General features: G+C 69.4%; 15 protein-coding genes. 12 read left to right on the top strand and 3 right to left on the bottom strand.

What is annotated here, in order from left to right; all coding sequences use genetic code 11:
* Positions 1-68: 68 nt before the first annotated feature.
* The 3 genes from ACIPEK_RS17610 to ACIPEK_RS17600 all read left to right on the top strand — a co-directional run bounded on the left by ACIPEK_RS17610 (position 69) and on the right by ACIPEK_RS17600 (position 2,883).
* A complete protein-coding gene (locus ACIPEK_RS17610; RefSeq protein ID WP_401996724.1) occupies positions 69-836 on the top strand; it encodes a DUF5819 family protein in 768 nt (255 codons plus the stop codon).
* Positions 833-2,125 (top strand): HTTM domain-containing protein, encoded by a 1,293-nt coding sequence (locus ACIPEK_RS17605; protein ID WP_401996721.1) that lies wholly within the window; start codon positions 833-835, stop codon positions 2,123-2,125. Before ACIPEK_RS17610 ends, ACIPEK_RS17605 begins: the two co-directional genes overlap by 4 nt.
* Positions 2,126-2,232: 107 nt before the next feature.
* Complete coding sequence (locus ACIPEK_RS17600) at positions 2,233-2,883, top strand: TrmH family RNA methyltransferase (protein WP_401996904.1); 651 nt, start codon at positions 2,233-2,235, stop codon at positions 2,881-2,883.
* Positions 2,884-3,093: 210 nt separating this feature from the next.
* On the opposite strand, the gene paaN is transcribed toward ACIPEK_RS17600, so the two are convergent.
* Positions 3,094-4,794: a phenylacetic acid degradation protein PaaN gene (gene paaN, locus ACIPEK_RS17595; protein WP_401996718.1), complete on the bottom strand. Its 1,701-nt coding sequence runs from the start codon at positions 4,792-4,794 to the stop codon at positions 3,094-3,096.
* Positions 4,795-4,917: 123 nt separating this feature from the next.
* Between paaN and ACIPEK_RS17590 the strand changes: the two genes are divergently transcribed.
* Positions 4,918-5,511: a TetR/AcrR family transcriptional regulator gene (locus ACIPEK_RS17590; protein ID WP_114245475.1), complete on the top strand. Its 594-nt coding sequence runs from the start codon at positions 4,918-4,920 to the stop codon at positions 5,509-5,511.
* 144 nt (positions 5,512-5,655) lie between these two features.
* Positions 5,656-5,868 (top strand): hypothetical protein, encoded by a 213-nt coding sequence (locus tag ACIPEK_RS17585; RefSeq protein WP_401996715.1) that lies wholly within the window; start codon positions 5,656-5,658, stop codon positions 5,866-5,868.
* Positions 5,869-5,965: 97 nt separating this feature from the next.
* Here the strand turns inward: ACIPEK_RS17585 and ACIPEK_RS17580 are convergent, their stop codons facing one another.
* Positions 5,966-6,472 carry an Lrp/AsnC family transcriptional regulator gene (locus ACIPEK_RS17580; protein ID WP_401996901.1) on the bottom strand — a complete coding sequence of 169 codons (507 nt, stop codon included), beginning with the start codon at positions 6,470-6,472 and terminating at the stop codon, positions 5,966-5,968.
* Between the two features lie 265 nt (positions 6,473-6,737).
* Here ACIPEK_RS17580 and pdhA point away from each other — a divergent pair, with 265 nt between their 5' ends.
* The 7 genes from pdhA (at position 6,738) to ACIPEK_RS17545 (ending at position 15,582) form a co-directional block, all read left to right on the top strand.
* The gene (pdhA, locus tag ACIPEK_RS17575) at positions 6,738-7,901 is read left to right on the top strand and encodes a pyruvate dehydrogenase (acetyl-transferring) E1 component subunit alpha (RefSeq protein ID WP_383069789.1); all 1,164 of its coding nucleotides are present in this window, start codon (positions 6,738-6,740) and stop codon (positions 7,899-7,901) included.
* Positions 7,898-8,929 carry an alpha-ketoacid dehydrogenase subunit beta gene (locus ACIPEK_RS17570; protein WP_383069791.1) on the top strand — a complete coding sequence of 344 codons (1,032 nt, stop codon included), beginning with the start codon at positions 7,898-7,900 and terminating at the stop codon, positions 8,927-8,929. Before pdhA ends, ACIPEK_RS17570 begins: the two co-directional genes overlap by 4 nt.
* Positions 8,929-10,455 carry a dihydrolipoamide acetyltransferase family protein gene (locus tag ACIPEK_RS17565; protein WP_401996711.1) on the top strand — a complete coding sequence of 509 codons (1,527 nt, stop codon included), beginning with the start codon at positions 8,929-8,931 and terminating at the stop codon, positions 10,453-10,455. Before ACIPEK_RS17570 ends, ACIPEK_RS17565 begins: the two co-directional genes overlap by 1 nt.
* Positions 10,456-10,558: 103 nt before the next feature.
* Entirely contained in the window at positions 10,559-11,407 is an 849-nt protein-coding gene (locus ACIPEK_RS17560; protein ID WP_401996708.1) for an NTP transferase domain-containing protein, read from the top strand.
* Positions 11,408-11,457: 50 nt separating this feature from the next.
* Positions 11,458-13,317: a molybdopterin-binding protein gene (locus ACIPEK_RS17555; RefSeq protein ID WP_401996898.1), complete on the top strand. Its 1,860-nt coding sequence runs from the start codon at positions 11,458-11,460 to the stop codon at positions 13,315-13,317.
* Positions 13,275-14,411, top strand: coding sequence for a potassium channel family protein (locus ACIPEK_RS17550; protein ID WP_401996705.1), 1,137 nt, complete (start codon positions 13,275-13,277; stop codon positions 14,409-14,411). Before ACIPEK_RS17555 ends, ACIPEK_RS17550 begins: the two co-directional genes overlap by 43 nt.
* A 184-nt stretch (positions 14,412-14,595) precedes the next feature.
* Positions 14,596-15,582 (top strand): NAD(P)H-quinone oxidoreductase, encoded by a 987-nt coding sequence (locus ACIPEK_RS17545; protein ID WP_401996702.1) that lies wholly within the window; start codon positions 14,596-14,598, stop codon positions 15,580-15,582.
* 118 nt (positions 15,583-15,700) lie between these two features.
* Here the strand turns inward: ACIPEK_RS17545 and ACIPEK_RS17540 are convergent, their stop codons facing one another.
* Entirely contained in the window at positions 15,701-16,249 is a 549-nt protein-coding gene (locus tag ACIPEK_RS17540) for a bacterial proteasome activator family protein (protein ID WP_114245465.1), read from the bottom strand.
* Positions 16,250-16,254 lie beyond the last annotated feature (5 nt).

The raw sequence follows: 16,254 nt of genomic DNA, 5'->3' as shown, positions 1-16,254 counted from the left end.
GAGTCGGTGGCCCGTAGGGTGTCAACCCTGTGGATAGCTCGATGGGGATCGACGGGGATCGGGGCGGGATGGATTCGTACGACGACAGGGGTGTCGGGAGCGGGAGCGGGAGCGGGAGCGCCGGGCCAGGACCGGGGCAGCGCGAGGACGCGTCGTCCGGCGCCGGTCGGGGGGCGGGTCAAGGTCCCCGTGTCGGCATGGCTGCCCTGTCACTTCCGTACCAGATCGTTGCCGCGATCGCACTGTCGGTCATCGGACTCGTCGCCTGCGCTCAGCTGGCCATGGTGTTTCTGCACGTCGCACCGTCCAATACCCTGACCAAGCAGCACGGCGAAGCGGTCGACGACTGGATCTATCCGGAGTTCGAGCAGAACTGGAAGCTCTTCGCCCCCAACCCGCTTCAGCAGAACGTGGCCATTCATGTACGAGCCGAGATAGCCGGCGCCGACGGCCGCCGCACCACCCCTTGGATGAGCCTCTCCGGTGAGGACGGCAAGGCGATACGCGGCAATCTGCTCCCCAGCCACATCCATCAGAACGAGCTCCGTCGCGGCTGGGACTTCTATGTCGGTTCCCATGACAACGACAACCGGGCGAACGGCCTGCGCGGTGAGCTCTCCGAGCAATACATCCGCCGCATTGCGATGCTGCGCCTCGGTAAACACGACTACGGCGGCACCGTCGAGCGCATCCAGATCCGTTCCGAGGTGCGGTCCATTGCGGCGCCCGGATGGAGCGAGGAAAAGATCAGTACGAAGCCGTCATACCGAGTGCTGCCGTGGTGGACCGTAACCCCCGCCGACCTCCCCGAGAACGCCAAGGGGGCGGACAAGTGAGTACGTTCACCTTCGACCGCAAGCTCGCCCGCGCCGTCCAGCGCATCACTTCCTCGGCCCTGGGCCCGTACCAGAGCGCCGTAATCCGAATCGGTTTCTCCGCCACCTATCTGCTGTACCTGCTGCGCGAACTGCCGCACCGCCACGAGATGTACGGACCCGACGCTCCGTGGCGCTGGGACATGGCGCGGCAGCTCATATCGGGCAATCAGGCCTTCACCACGCTCATGTGGTCGGACAGCACGGTCTGGTTCGAGATCGTGTACGCGGTTGCTCTGCTCTCCGCCGCGCTGCTGATGGTCGGCTGGCACACCCGCGCCATGTCGGTCCTCTTCATGGCCGGTGTGCTCTCCCTGCAGAACCGCAGCATTTTCATGGGCGACGGCGGCGACAATGTCATCCATCTGATGGCGATCTACCTCGTGCTGACGCGCTGCGGGCAGGTCTGGTCGTGGGATGCACGGCGTGCGGCGCGTGCGGCGCGTGCGGTGCGTGTGGGCCGTGTGACGGATGCGGATGCGGATGCGGATGCGGATGCGGAAGACGACGGTCCGCGGCGTTCGGTGCTGGGGGATGCGGCCGGACCGGTTCTCTGGGTGGTACTCGGCCTGGTTCTGACCGTGGCCACCGTGACAGATGGCCTCGGCGGCACCTGGTGGCTGCCGGTTCTCTTCTGGGTCCTCTGGGCCGGCCAGGGTGCCTGGTGGGCCGTGAATCGTTACGCGCCCCACAGCGAAGCGCGCACCCTGCTGGATGTCATCGCCAATCTCGCCCACAACGCGACCCTCGTCGTGATCATGGCCGAGGTCTGTCTGATCTACGCGACAGCAGGGTGGTACAAGATCCAGGGTTCGCGGTGGCAGGACGGCACGGCGCTGTACTACCCGCTCAAGCTCGACGCCTTCACGCCCTGGCCCGGGCTGTCGGACATCCTCGCGTCCAGCGGTGTCATGGTGATGCTGCTGACGTATGGCACGGTCATCGTCCAGGTCGCCTTCCCCTTCACCCTGTTCAACCGGCGGGTCAAGAACGTCCTGCTCGTCGTCATGGTGTGTGAGCACGCCGGCATCGCCCTGCTGCTCGGGCTGCCGTTCTTCTCGATGGCGATGATCGCCGCCGACTCCGTCTTCCTGCCGACCGTCTTCCTGGTGTGGCTCGGCGGCCGGGTGACCCTCGGGCGGGAACTGCTGTTCTCGCGCAGGGGCAAGGTGCCGGGGCAGCGGCGTGCCGTCGATGACGAGGAGGCCCCGCAGCACAGCGGCGACGGGGGCCATACGCTCGTCGGGTGAGTAGTGAGAGCGGCAGCAGTAGCAGCACCGGCAGTACCGACGGGGATTTGTTGACCGAAGAGCCCGGAGGGCTCGGACGCGAACCGTCCGTCGGATCCGTACCGGTGATGGAACCCATCCAGTACGACGACGGATTCGGGACGGAGATCGGCGTCGGGCCGCATCCGCTGCCCTGGCCCGTGGACGAACGGTACGACCCCGAGCTGCTTGCCCACGGCGACCGGCGCAACGTGGGCGACGCCTACCGGTACTGGACACGGGAGGCGATCGTCGCCGATCTGGATCTGCGGCGGCACGACTTCCATGTGGCGGTCGAGAACTGGGGCCACGACTTCAATATTGGCTCCGTGGTGCGCACCGCGAACGCCTTCCTCGCCAAGGAGATCCACATCGTGGGGCGGCGGCGCTGGAACCGGCGCGGTGCGATGGTCACCGACCGGTACCAGCATGTGCGGCACCACCCCGACACGGAATCGCTGACCGAGTGGGCGGCGGCGGAGGGGCTGCCGATCATCGGGATCGACAATCTGCCGGGGGCGGTACCGCTGGAGCGGACCGAGCTGCCGCGGCGGTGTGTGCTGCTCTTCGGACAGGAAGGGCCCGGGCTGACCGAGGAGGCCCGAAAGCACGCCGCGATGGTGTGCTCCATTGCGCAGTTCGGGTCGACGCGGTCGATCAATGCGGGGGCTGCGGCTGCGATTGCCATGCATGCGTGGGTGCAGCGGTATGCGGAGATTCCAGGGGCGGGGCGGGAGTAGGGGCCCGGGCCCCGGGGAGGCGGGCCCGGGCCGGGGGAGGGCTGGGGTTCTGACGTAGGCGGGCAGCGGGTGTGGGCGTGGGCGCGGGTGGGCGCCTGCGGCGGGTCTGTTCCCTTACCCGCCCCCTCCCGTAACCGAGGGCTCCGCCTCCCCCGGACCCCCGCTCCTGATTGGGGAGCCCGGAAGATGACTGGGCGGAGGAACGGAGGATTACGCCTGGCGGCGGACTTCCACCATGCGGAATCGGCTTGCTACGAAGGCTCCGTCGCACAGAGCCGCGTTCGCTGCCGGGTTGCCGCCCGAACCGTGGAAGTCGGAGAACGCCGCGGTCTGGTTGACGTACACCCCGCCGGTCAGGTTCAGCGAGAGCTGGGCCGACTCATCCAGGCAGACGTCCTCCACCGCGCGCTCCACCTCCGGTGAGGTGGTGTACGCGCCTACCGTCATCGCGCCCTTGTCGCGGATCGTGCGGCGGAGCAGTTCCACGGCGTCGTCTGTCGAGTCGACCGCTACTGCGAAGGAGACCGGTCCGAAGCACTCCGACAGGTAGTGCTCCTCGTCGTCGGGCTTGGTGCCGTCCAGTTTGACGACGACGGGGGTGCGCACCACGGCGCCGGGGAATTCCGGGTTGGTCACCTCGCGGGAGGGCAGGGCGACTTCGCCCAGCTCCGCGGCTGCCTCCAGGCGGGCCTTCACATCCGGGTTGACCAAGGCGCCGAGCAGTGCGTTCGCCCGGGCGTCGTCGCCCAGCAGTCCGTTGACAGCGGTGGCGATGTCGTCGACGACTTCGTCGTACGTCTTGTCGCCGGCATCGGTCGTGATGCCGTCCCGGGGGATCAGCAGGTTCTGCGGGGTGGTGCACATCTGGCCGCTGTACAGCGAGAGGGAGAACGCCAGGTTGGCGAGCATGCCCTGGTAGTTGTCGGTGGAGTCGAGGACGATCGTGTTGACTCCGGCCTTCTCCGTATAGACCTGGGCTTGGCGGGCGTTGGCCTCCAGCCAGTCGCCGAAGGCGGTGGAGCCGGTGTAATCGATGATCTTGATCTCGGGGCGGACCGCGAGAGTCTTCGCGATGCCTTCGCCCGGCCGTTCGGCCGCCAGAGCTACCAGGTTGGGATCGAAGCCCGCCTCGACGAGCACCTCGCGGGCCAGCTGCACCGTGAGCGCCAGCGGAAGCACGGCGCGCGGGTGCGGCTTGACCAGGACGGGGTTGCCGGTGGCCAGGGAGGCGAAGAGGCCCGGATAGCCGTTCCACGTGGGGAACGTGTTGCAGCCGATCAGGAGCGAGATGCCGCGGGGTGCCGCGGTGAACGACTTGTGCAGTTGGAGCGGGTCGCGCTTGCCCTGGGGCTTGGACCAGTCGGTGCTCTGCGGAGTGCGGATCTGCTCCTCGTACGCGTACGCCACCGCCTCCAGGCCGCGGTCCTGGGCGTGCGGGCCGCCCGCCTGGAACGCCATCATGAAGGCCTGGCCGCTGGTGTGCATCACGGCGTGGCCGAACTGATGGGTCCTGGCACTGATCCGCGCCAGGATTTCCAGACAGACCAGGGCTCTGGTCTCGGGGCCCGCCGCACGCCAGGCGGCCATTCCCGTACGCATCGCCGGCAGCAGGACGTCCAGGTCGGCGTGCGGATATTCGACGCCGAGCTCCGGTCCGTACGGAGAGGTCTCTTTGCCCGTCCAGCCGTCGGTGCCCGGCTGGCCGAGGTCGAGCCGGGTGTGCAGCACGGCGTCGAAGGCCGCTTTGCCCTCGGCGGCGCTCAGGCTGCCGGGGGCGCCGCCCTCGCCGTATGCCTTCGGATGCTCGGGATGCGGGGACCAGTAGGCGCGCGTACGGATCGCGTCGAGGGCCTGGTCGAGCGTGGGGCGGTGCTTCTCGGACAGCAGGTGCGGGGAGAGCTCGGCGGCCATGACGGACCAACTCCTCATCGAGCTGGGCAGGGAAGGGCGGACAGAGTTAGAGTAACCGAACGATCGGTCGGGACAAGGGGGCCCGCCAAACCTGTGGACAACTCGTAGGGGAGGATCGCGGACATGACCACGGCCAAGCGGGACACGTACACCCCGGAGACTCTGCTCACCGTCGCCGTCCGTGTCTTCAACGAGCGCGGCTACGACGGCACGTCCATGGAGCATCTCTCCAAGGCGGCGGGCATCTCCAAGTCGTCCATCTATCACCATGTCGCGGGCAAGGAGGAACTGCTCCGCCGTGCGGTCAGCCGGGCGCTGGACGGACTCTTCGGAATCCTCGACGAGCCGGGAGCGACGCAGGGGCGTGCGATCGAGCGGGTCGAGTACGTCACCCGTCGTACCGTCGATGTGCTGATAGCCGAACTGCCCTACGTCACGCTGCTGCTGCGCGTACGGGGCAATACGAAGACCGAGCGCTGGGCCATGGAGCGGCGGCGCGAGTTCGACCACCGAGTGACCGATCTGCTCAGGGCGGCGGTCGCGGACGGCGATCTCCGCTCCGACGTGGACATACGGCTGGTGACGCGGTTGCTCTTCGGGATGGTCAACTCCTTGGTGGAGTGGTATCGGCCGCAACCGGACGGCGGAGTCGACGGGGAGCGGCTGGCGGACACGCTCGTCCGGGTGGCCTTCGAGGGGATGCGGTCCAGCCGCTGAGCCGTTGACGGCCGGACAGGCCCAGACCACCATCCCTCGGCATGACCGCTGCCTTGCGTGCTCCTGTTCTGCGCGTTCCCGGCATCCTGTCGGCTGCCGTGCTGCTTGCGGCCGTGTCGCTGACCGGATGCGGTGGAGGCGACGGTGACGGAGGGCCCGGCGCGGACGGACGCGGCGGCCGGAGTGCGCGCCGTCCCGAAGCTGACCGCGCCGGTGCTCTACATGGCCGCCGAGTACGACGAGTCCTTCGGGGAGGATGCGAAGACGCTGAACAAGGCGAGCACCAAGGCGTCGGAGCACAAGCTGATCTACGTCAGGGTGCGGGCGAGCACGGGGTGGCGCTGCTCGACAGCGTGAAGAACTGGGCCACGGTCCAGGCATTCCTCAAGAAGTACGGTTCCTGAAGAAGTTCCGGTCCCGATTCGGATTGCTGGTTCCCGTTCACCGGTTCCCGTCAGGTCAGCTCGGTGGGTCTGGCCGGTCCCGGGGCCAGGTCCGTCTCCTCGAACACCAGAAGTGTGCGGGTGGAGAGCACCTCCGGGATGGCCTGGATCCTGGTCAGGACCAGCTCGCGCAGCGACCGGTTGTCCGGGGTGTGCACCAGCAACAGGACATCGAAGTCGCCGCTGACCAGTGCGATGTGCGTGGCCCCCGGCAGCGCCTGGAGCTGCTCGCGCACGGTGCGCCAGGAATTCTGGACGATCTTGAGAGTGATGTACGCGGAGGCGCCCTGCCCCGCCCGCTCATGATTCACACGCGCGCTGAAACCGCGGATCACGCCGTCGTCGATGAGCCGATTGATCCGGGCATACGCGTTGGCCCGGGACACATGGACGCGATCGGCCACCGACCGTATCGAGGCGCGGCCGTCCGTCTGGAGCAGTCGCAGGATGTCGCGGTCGATGGCGTCGAGCGGGCGTGCGGGAGGGACCTGGCCGGGGTCCTCGCCCCTGTCGGCCATTTGTTCAGCTGACATGTGCCCCCGCCTTCCTGTCCTGGACGACCTGCCCCTATCCCAGGCTGTGGAGAACCGTTTGTCCACAGGCTGAAGGTGCCTGTAGCCAAAATGCGCTCGCGACCGAACAATCGGTAGGTGAGGCACGCCACATCAGTGCCTCGGACAGTGCTCGACATTTCGAAGTATTTCGGCACCCCTCGACATCGGACGATCCCCCGATGTCGCAAGACGCCGCTCGAAAACCCCTCGATGCCAGGAGGTGCTTGTCATGACGGTCCAAGAGCTGCCCGGCGCGGCCGCTTACCGGCCCACGCCGCCCCCGGCCTGGAAGCCGCTCACCGATCCCGCGCCGCTGCTCCCGGACCCCGAGCCGTACCGCGTGCTCGGTACGGATGCCGTGGCCGATGCCGACCCCGAACTGCTGCTGCGGCTCTACACGGAGCTGGTGCGCGGACGGCGGTACAACGCGCAGGCCACTGCTCTCACCAAGCAGGGCCGGCTCGCTGTCTACCCGTCGAGCACGGGGCAGGAGGCCTGCGAGATAGCGGCCGCGCTGGTGCTGGAGGAGCGGGACTGGCTCTTTCCCAGCTATCGCGACACGCTGGCGGCCGTGGCACGCGGCCTGGACCCGGTCGAGGCACTGACGCTGCTGCGCGGCGACCGGCACACCGGTTACGACCCGCACGAGCACCGCATCGCTCCGCTCTGCACCCCCCTCGCCACCCAGCTGCCGCACGCGGTGGGGCTGGCACACGCGGCGCGCCTCAAGGGCGACGACGTGGTGGCGCTGGCCATGGTCGGTGACGGCGGGACCAGTGAGGGTGATTTCCACGAGGCGCTGAATTTCGCGGCCGTCTGGCGGGCCCCGGTGGTCTTCCTCGTACAGAACAACGGCTTCGCGATCTCCGTACCGCTGGCCAAGCAGACCGCCGCTCCGTCCCTGGCGCACAAGGCCGTGGGATACGGGATGCCGGGCCGGCTGGTGGACGGCAATGACGCGGCCGCCGTGCACCAAGTTCTCGGTGAGGCGGTCGCGCGGGCCCGGAGCGGTGGCGGTCCTACGCTCGTCGAGGCGGTGACGTACCGCATGGACGCCCATACGAACGCCGACGACGCCACGCGCTACCGGGTCGACAGCGAAGTGGAGGCGTGGCGTGCACACGATCCCATTCAGCTCCTGGAGCGGGAGCTGACCGGACGGGGGCTGCTCGGCGACGACGGGATCGAGGAGGCGCGCGTGGCCGCGGAGCGGATGGCTGCCGCTCTGCGCGAGCGGATGAACGCCGATCCGGTGCTCGACCCGATGGATCTCTTCGCCCATGTCTACGTGGAGCAGACCACGCAGCTACGCGAACAGGCCGCCCGATTGCGTGTCGAGCTGGAGGCCGAGCAGGGCCGGCACGGCCACAACGACCTGGAGGAAGGGCGATGACCACCGCAGCGGCGCCGGCCGGAGAGCGGACGGCGAAGGCCAAACCCGCCACCATGGCGCAGGCGCTCGGGCGAGCACTGCGCGACTCGATGGCCGAGGACCCGACGGTGCATGTCCTCGGCGAGGACGTCGGCACGCTCGGTGGGGTCTTCCGGATCACCGACGGTCTGGCGAAGGAGTTCGGCGAGGACCGTTGCACGGACACCCCGCTGGCCGAGGCGGGCATCCTCGGCGCGGCAGTCGGCATGGCTATGTACGGGCTGCGGCCCGTGGTGGAGATGCAGTTCGACGCCTTTGCCTACCCGGCGTTCGAGCAGCTCATCAGCCATGTCGCAAAGATGCGGAACCGGACGGCCGGTGCCATGCCGTTGCCGATCACGGTCCGGGTGCCGTACGGCGGCGGGATCGGCGGGGTCGAGCATCACAGCGACTCCTCGGAGGCGTACTACATGGCGACGCCCGGCCTCCATGTCGTCACGCCTGCCACAGTCGAGGACGCGTACGGGCTGCTGAGGGCCTCGATCGCCTCCGACGATCCTGTGGTCTTCCTGGAGCCGAAGCGGCTCTACTGGTCGAAGGCGGACTGGTCGCCCGAGGCGCCGGTGGCCGTGGAACCGATCGGACGGGCTGTCGTCCGCCGGCCCGGGCGCAGCGCGACGCTGATCACGTACGGGCCATCGCTGCCGGTCTGTATGGAGGCTGCGGAAGCGGCCGTCGAAGAGGGCTGGGATCTCGAAGTCGTCGATCTGCGCTCATTGGTGCCGTTCGACGACGAGACCGTCGCCGCTTCCGTGCGACGTACGGGGCGCGCCGTCGTCGTCCATGAGTCCTCCGGTTTCGGCGGTCCGGGCGGCGAGATCGCGGCCCGGGTCACCGAGCGCTGTTTCCACCATCTGGAGGCGCCGGTGCTGCGGGTCTCCGGGTTCGACATTCCGTATCCGCCGCCGATGCAGGAGCGGCACCATCTGCCGGGCGTGGACCGGGTGCTCGACGCGGTCGCCCGCCTGCAGTGGGAGGCGGAGAGCTGATGCCCCAGGTATTCGAGTTCAAGCTGCCGGACCTCGGCGAGGGGCTCACCGAGGCGGAGATCGTGCGCTGGCTGGTGGAGGTCGGCGATGTCGTCGCCATCGACCAGCCGGTCGTCGAGGTCGAGACGGCCAAGGCGATGGTGGAGGTGCCGTGCCCTTACGGGGGCGTGGTGACCGCGCGGTTCGGTGAGGAGGGAACGGAACTTCCGGTCGGGGCGCCGCTGTTGACAGTGGCGGTGGGGTCCGAGGGGGCCTTGGGATCAGTGGGACCGGCGGACGCTGGGGCGGGCTCGGGCTCGGGCTCGGGCTCGGGCACTGGGGCTGGGGCTGGGCCGGTGGTATCGGCTGTGGGATCGGGGACCGTTTCAGGCGGGGCGGGTTCCGGGTCCGGTGAGGCGGAGGCGTCCGGCAATGTGCTGGTCGGGTACGGGACGGGCGCACCGGTTGCGCGCCGTCGACGAGTCCGTCCCGAGGCGATGGCGGCGACTGTTGCCGCACATGTGACGGCTGCGGCTGCGGTTTCTGCGGCTGTTCCGGACGCGGTGCAGGGGCCGGTGGCCGTCGTCTCCCCACTGGTGCGGAAGCTGGCGCGACAGCATGATCTTGATCTGCGGCAGCTGGCGGGTTCCGGGCCCGACGGGCTGATCCTTCGGGCCGATGTCGAATCCGCCATCAGGGCAATCACAGAGGGGGCGGCCGCTCCCACGCCGGCCTCGGCCGCGGTCTCGGTGCCGGAGTCGGTTTCGGAGCCGACGTCGCTGCCTCCGGTACAGCCGTCGGTGCCTCGTATGCAGCCGTCGGTGGCGCAGCCGGCTGCGGGTCCGGCCGTGGAGCGGATTCCGTTGCGCGGTGTACGGGGCGCGGTCGCCGACAAGTTGGCGCGCAGTCGACGGGAGATCCCCGATGCCACGTGCTGGGTCGACGCCGACGCCACCGAGCTGATGGCGGCCAGATCCGCGATGAACAGCGCCGGTGGCCCGGCCGCCGGGCCAAAGGTGTCGGTGCTCGCCCTGCTGGCGCGTATCTGCACCGCTGCGCTGGCCCGGTTCCCCGAGCTCAACTCCACGGTGGACCTGGAGGCGCGGGAGATCGTGCGGCTGCCGGAGGTCCACCTCGGGTTCGCGGCCCAGACCGAGCGGGGCCTGGTTGTCCCCGTTGTACGGGACGCGCAGGTCCGGAACGCGGAGTCGATCGGGGCCGAGATCGCCCGGCTGACCGAGGCGGCCCGGACCGGGAGGCTGACCCCGGCGGAGCTGACGGGCGGCACGTTCACGCTGAACAACTACGGGGTGTTCGGAGTCGACGGTTCGACTCCGATCATCAACCACCCGGAGGCGGCGATGCTGGGTGTCGGCCGGATTGTGCCCAAGCCGTGGGTGCACGAGGGCGCGCTGGCCGTACGCCAGGTCGTCCAGCTCTCGCTGACCTTCGACCACCGGGTCTGCGACGGCGGTACGGCGGGTGGCTTCCTGCGCTACGTGGCCGATTGCGTGGAGCAACCGGCGGTGCTGCTGCGCACGTTGTAGGCGTAAAGGGGCGCGCGGGCTCCCGTCGATCCTCCCCTCACTGATCCACTGGATTGCGGACGGGGAGGATCGACGGGATGCTGCGGCCCGCATACTCGGATGCATGACCGCGTATGACGCCATCGTCCTTGCCGGAGGGGCCGCCAAGCGGCTCGGCGGCGCCGACAAGCCCGGAATCCGGGTCGGTGGCCGTGCGCTGCTCGACCGGGTGCTGGCGGCCTGCGCCGATGCTTCGACCACCGTGGTGGTGGGCGGGCGGCGGCCCACCGTGCGCGCAGTGACCTGGACGCGGGAGGAACCACAGGGCGGCGGCCCGTTGGCCGCGCTCGATGCCGGGGTCCGGCGCACCGCGGCGGACTGGGTTCTCGTACTCTCCGCCGATCTGCCGTTCCTCGGGGAGAGCACGGTCGGAGCGCTGCTGGCCGCCGCCGGTGAGGGGCAGCAGGAGGGGGCCCTGTGCACCGATCAGGGCGGTCGTGACCAGCCCCTCGTCGCCGTGTACCGTGCCGAACCGCTGCGCCGCGAGCTCGCCCTGCTCGCCACCGAGCACGGCAGTCTGTCCGGACTCCCCTTGCGGTTGCTGACGAATGAACTCGACCTTGCCCGGGTGGAGGCCGGCCCGCTCGCCTCCTTCGACTGCGACACCTGGGAGGACATCGCGTCGGCCCGGGCCCGTATCAGAGAGCATGGGACCGTGCTGGACGAATGGATCAACGCAGTCAAGAACGAACTGGGCATCGAACTCGAAGTCGACACCGACGTCCTGCTCGATCTCGCCCGTGACGCCGCCCACGGCGTCGCCCGGCCCGCCGCGCCCCTGACGACCTTCCTGGTCGGGTACGCGGCGGCGAAGGCGAGCAGCGATGGCGACGGACCGGCGACGGTGGCCGAGGCCGCCCGCAAGGCTGCCGCGCTCGCACTTCGGTGGGCGGACGAGAACGAGACGCAATGACAGCCCATAACGGCAGGTCCGACCCACCTCCGGCGGCCGACGTCGCGTCGATGGACGTCGGGCCCCCGGCGGGCGTAGCGCCCTCGGCAGGTGCCGGGCCTTCGGCCCGTGACCATCCGGCGTCGATCGACCGAGGGCTGGATGTGGGCGATCGGTCGTCGGCCACCAACTCATCCTCGACGGTCAGTCCGTCTTCGGCGGCCAACCTGTCGTCAGGGGACAATCTGCCCTCGGCGAGCGACCGTCCCGCAACAGCGGGTCGGGGCCCGACTCCGGAGGAGCTGCGGGCTGCCGAGGAGGACCGGGCTGTTGAACAGGCCCTCGCTCTGGTCGGGCGCCAGTCGTCGGGTGAGCCCCACCCCGCACGTCGACCTCAGTCCGCGGATCAGCTCCACTTCGCGAATTCGGATCAGCTCCACTTCATGGACTCCGGCTCCTCGGGGCAGCCGAACGCCAAGGACCGGCCCGCGGAAAGATCTGCGTCCGCATCCCAGTTCCCGTCCCCGAACCGGGGCACCGGCCGGCCCCACGAGCGTGACCGGCACAGGCGGGCTGCACCCTGGCGGGAGGCGCGCGCCCTCGCCGCACGGTCGGGCCGGAACGCTCCCGCCCACGTCCGGCGACTGCCCCTCGACCAGGCGCTCGGACACGTACTCGCCGAGCCGCTCGTCGCGCTCACCGATCTGCCGTCCTTCGACACCTCCGCCATGGACGGCTGGGTCGTCACCGGACCGGGTCCGTGGACCATTCGCGAGGTCGAAGAAGCAGGAAAGGAGAAGGGTTGCGGGGACACGGGTGTGGGTCCGCGCCCTGGTCAGGATCTGGGCATCCTTGCCGGGCACAGCACCCCCGCCACGCTCCCCGACGGTGATGCCGTACGGATCGCCACCGGCGCACGCATCCCGGCGGATGCCAACGCCGTGATCCGCAGCGAACACGCTCACGTGGACGAGGCCAAGGGGCTGCTCCATGCGAAGCAGCGGGTGCTCCCCGGACAGGACATCAGGCCTCGTGGTCAGGAATGCCGTTCCGGCGATCAGCTCCTGCCCGCCGGGGCCCTGGTGACGCCCGCTGTCCTCGGTCTGGCCGCCGCCGCCGGATACGACGAGCTCGTCGCTGTCCCCCGCCCGCGCGTCGATGTCCTCGTCCTCGGTGACGAACTGCTGACCAGCGGTCTGCCGCACGACGGGTTGATCCGCGACGCGCTGGGCCCGATGATCGGCCCCTGGGTGCGAGCGCTGGGCGCCGAGGTCTCCGCCCCGCAGCGCCTCGGCGACGACGCGTCGGCCCTTCGGCGCGTCCTCACCACCTCGGACGCCGATCTGGTCATCACCACCGGCGGTACCGCCTCGGGCCCTGTCGACCACGTCCACCCGGTCCTTGCCGAGATCGGGGCCGAGTTGCTGGTCGACGGCGTCGCGGTCCGCCCCGGTCACCCGATGCTGCTGGCCAGGCTCAAGACGGAGGGCTCAGGCGGGGGCCGGTATTCAGACGGGGGCCGGTATCTCGTCGGACTGCCCGGCAATCCCCTGGCCGCCGTCTCGGGGCTCCTCACGCTCGCTGAACCGCTGCTCCGCGGGCTGGCCGGCCTTGCGCCGGAGGCGCCGTACCGGGTCGTCGTACGCGACGAGGTGCACGGGCACCCGCACGACACCCGTCTGGTGCCTGTTGTCCACCGCACAGGCAGCACCGGCGACAGCGCCGGCTGCCTCGGCGACGCGGGAACCGGCAGCGGTGCCGAGCACGTCATACCGCTGCACTACAACGGTCCGGCGATGCTCCGGGGAATTGCCGCGGCGGACGGACTGGCCGTCGTACCACCGGGCGGGGTACGGTCCGGCACCGAGGTGGAGATCCTCGACTTGCCGTGGGCCTCGGCGACGCCGTGGACGGAAGGGTGTTTCACGTGAAACTTCCCGGCCATGATGCGATGGCCAGGCGCGCCGACGAGCATGTCGTGCCCACGCGGGTGCAGCTCCCGCGCAGGGTCGTCCACGGACCGGCGCGGCAGGTCGCCAAGCGGCTGATGATGGCGTTGATAGTGCTTGCCGCCACCGTGCTGATCGTCTGGCTCGACCGCAGTGGATATCACGACGCCGCCGATGGCAACGTCGACCTGCTGGACGCGGTGTACTACGCGACGGTCACCCTCTCCACCACCGGCTACGGCGACATCACCCCGTACGGAGACAGCGCCCGGCTCACCAATGTGGTGCTCGTGACACCGCTGCGGGTGCTCTTCCTGATCATCCTGGTCGGCACCACTCTCGAGGTCCTTACGGAACGGACCCGGGAGGACTTTCGGCTGAAGCGTTGGAGAACCAACTTGCGTGACCACACCGTTGTCGTCGGCTTCGGCACGAAGGGCCGTTCGGCCGTCCAGACCTTGCGGGCCACCGGCCTGAAGAAGGAACAGATCGTCATCGTCGACCCGGCGACCAAGGTGATCGAGATCGCCAACGCCGAAGGGTTCGTGGGTGTGGTCGGCGACGCGACGCGCAGTGAGGTGCTGTTGCGGGCCGAGCTCCAGAAGGCGCGTCAGATCATCATCGCCACCCAGCGCGACGATACGGCGGTACTGGTGGCGTTGACGGCGCGGCAGCTCAACCGCGGCGCGAAGATCGTGGCCGCGGTGCGCGAGGAGGAAAACGCTCCGCTGCTCCGGCAGTCCGGCGCCGATGCTGTGATCACCAGCGCCAGCGCGGCGGGCCGGCTGCTCGGCCTCTCCGTCCTCAGCCCCAGCGCGGGCACGGTGATGGAGGACCTGATCCAACAGGGCAGCGGTCTCGATCTCGTCGAACGGCCGGTGATAAAGGCCGAGGTGGGCAAGAGCGTCCGGGAGACCGACGACCTTGTGGTCAGCGTGTTGCGGGGGCATCGGTTGATCGGATACGACGATCCGGCTGCCAGCCCGCTGCAGTTGACGGACCGTTTGATCACCATCGTGCGTGCCTCCAACGAACCACCGCTGAGCAACCCGGCTACGGGCAAGCCGCGTCCGTAGCGGGCCTCGCGCCGCGTCCGTGGCCCAGGCATCGTGCCGGCACGGTTCGCTTCCGTCGGCCCCGCCTGCCACGGTGCTGCCCGGCCCGCCGCCCAAGGCATCGCCCGGCCAGTCCATATGGTGTCGCCCGGCCTCCCGGAGCCATGGCGTCGCCCGGCCCGCGCCACGGAGTAGCCTCGCCGCCATGTATGCGATCACGATCCCCGAACCCGGTGGCCCCGAAGCGCTCGTATGGGCCGAGGTGCCAGATCCGGTGGCCGGCGAGGGCGAGGTTCTCGTTGATGTCGTGTCCAGCGCGGTCAATCGCGCCGACGTGCTGCAGCGGCAGGGGTTCTACGAACCGCCGCCCGGCGCCTCCCCGTACCCGGGCCTGGAGTGCGCGGGCCGCATCTCGGTGATCGGTCCCGGTGTCATCGGCTGGTCGGTCGGTGACGAGGTCTGTGCGCTGCTCGCAGGCGGCGGTTATGCGGAGAAGGCCGCCGTGCCTGCCGGGCAACTGCTGCCCGTACCGGACGGAATCGACCTGACTCTGGCCGCGGCACTGCCCGAGGTGACGGCCACGGTCTGGTCGAACGTGTTCATGGTGGCCCATCTGCGCCCCGGCGAGACGCTGTTGGTGCACGGCGGGTCCAGTGGCATCGGCACGATGGCGATCCAGCTCGGCAAGGCGGTGGGCGCAACGGTCGCGGTGACGGCGGGCGGACCGGAGAAGCTCGCGCGCTGTGCGGAGCTCGGGGCCGACATCCTGATCGACTACCGGGAGCAGGACTTCGTCGAGGAGCTGCGCAAGGCGACGGGCGGGGGCGGTGCGGATGTCATTCTCGACATCGTCGGTGCGAAGTACCTGGACCGGAACGTGAAGGCCCTCGCCGTCAACGGTCGTCTTGCCATCATCGGCCTCCAGGGCGGCGTCAAGGGCGAGCTGAATCTGAACGCACTCCTGCACAAGCGGGCCGCCATCACCGCGACCTCGCTGCGTGGCCGTCCGCTCGACGAGAAGGCCGCCATCGTCGCTGCCGTACGCGAGCACGTCTGGCCGCTGATCGCCGACGGTGTCGTCCGGCCGATCGTGCACTGCACGCTGCCTATGCCCGATGCCGCCGAGGCTCACCGGGTGCTGGAGTCCAGCGCACACATCGGCAAGGTGCTTCTGCAGACCCCCGCGGGCTGACACGCGCCCCGCCACCGAGCACACGCAACGGGGCCCGGCACACAGGTCGTCGACCATGTGCGCCGGGCCTCGGTGTTGCTACGTGATCGAGGTGTACGAACCAATTGCGATGTACGGGCTAGAGATACGGGCCCGACCGGATGGCCCCGTGGTGGTCCCCGCTGCCGTCCTCGTCCTCGTGCCCGCTGCCCGGCGGAAGGGCGCGGCGCATCTGCTCCAGCTGGGCCCGCGCCGCCATCTGCTGGGCGAACAGCGCCGTCTGGATGCCGTGGAAGAGGCCCTCCAGCCAGCCCACCAACTGGGCCTGTGCAATCCGGAGTTCCGCCTCGGAGGGCACCGACTCCTCGGTGAACGGCAGGGAGAGCCGCTCCAGCTCCTCCACCAGCTCCGGTGCGAGGCCGTCCTCCAGCTCCTTCACGGAGCTTGCGTGGATCTCCTTGAGCCTGACTCGGCTCGCCTCGTCGAGAGGAGCCGCCCTGACCTCCTCCAGGAGCTGCTTGATCATGCTGCCGATGCGCATGACCTTCGCGGGCTGTTCGACCATCTCCGTCACCGGGACCTCACGCGATTCGTCGTCAGTGCCACCGCCGCCGATCGCCATGCCGTCCTGCCCCACCACGAGGACTTGGGGGTGCTCCTGCGACCGTTCATTCCTCGGCATCTCCATGGCGC

Origin of the sequence: Streptomyces sp. NPDC088246 (genome assembly GCF_044741025.1) — a bacterium.
Lineage (GTDB): Bacteria > Actinomycetota > Actinomycetes > Streptomycetales > Streptomycetaceae > Streptomyces.
The sequence above is the reverse complement of the archived record's forward strand: the minus strand, read 5'-3'. Positions and strand labels throughout refer to the sequence as shown.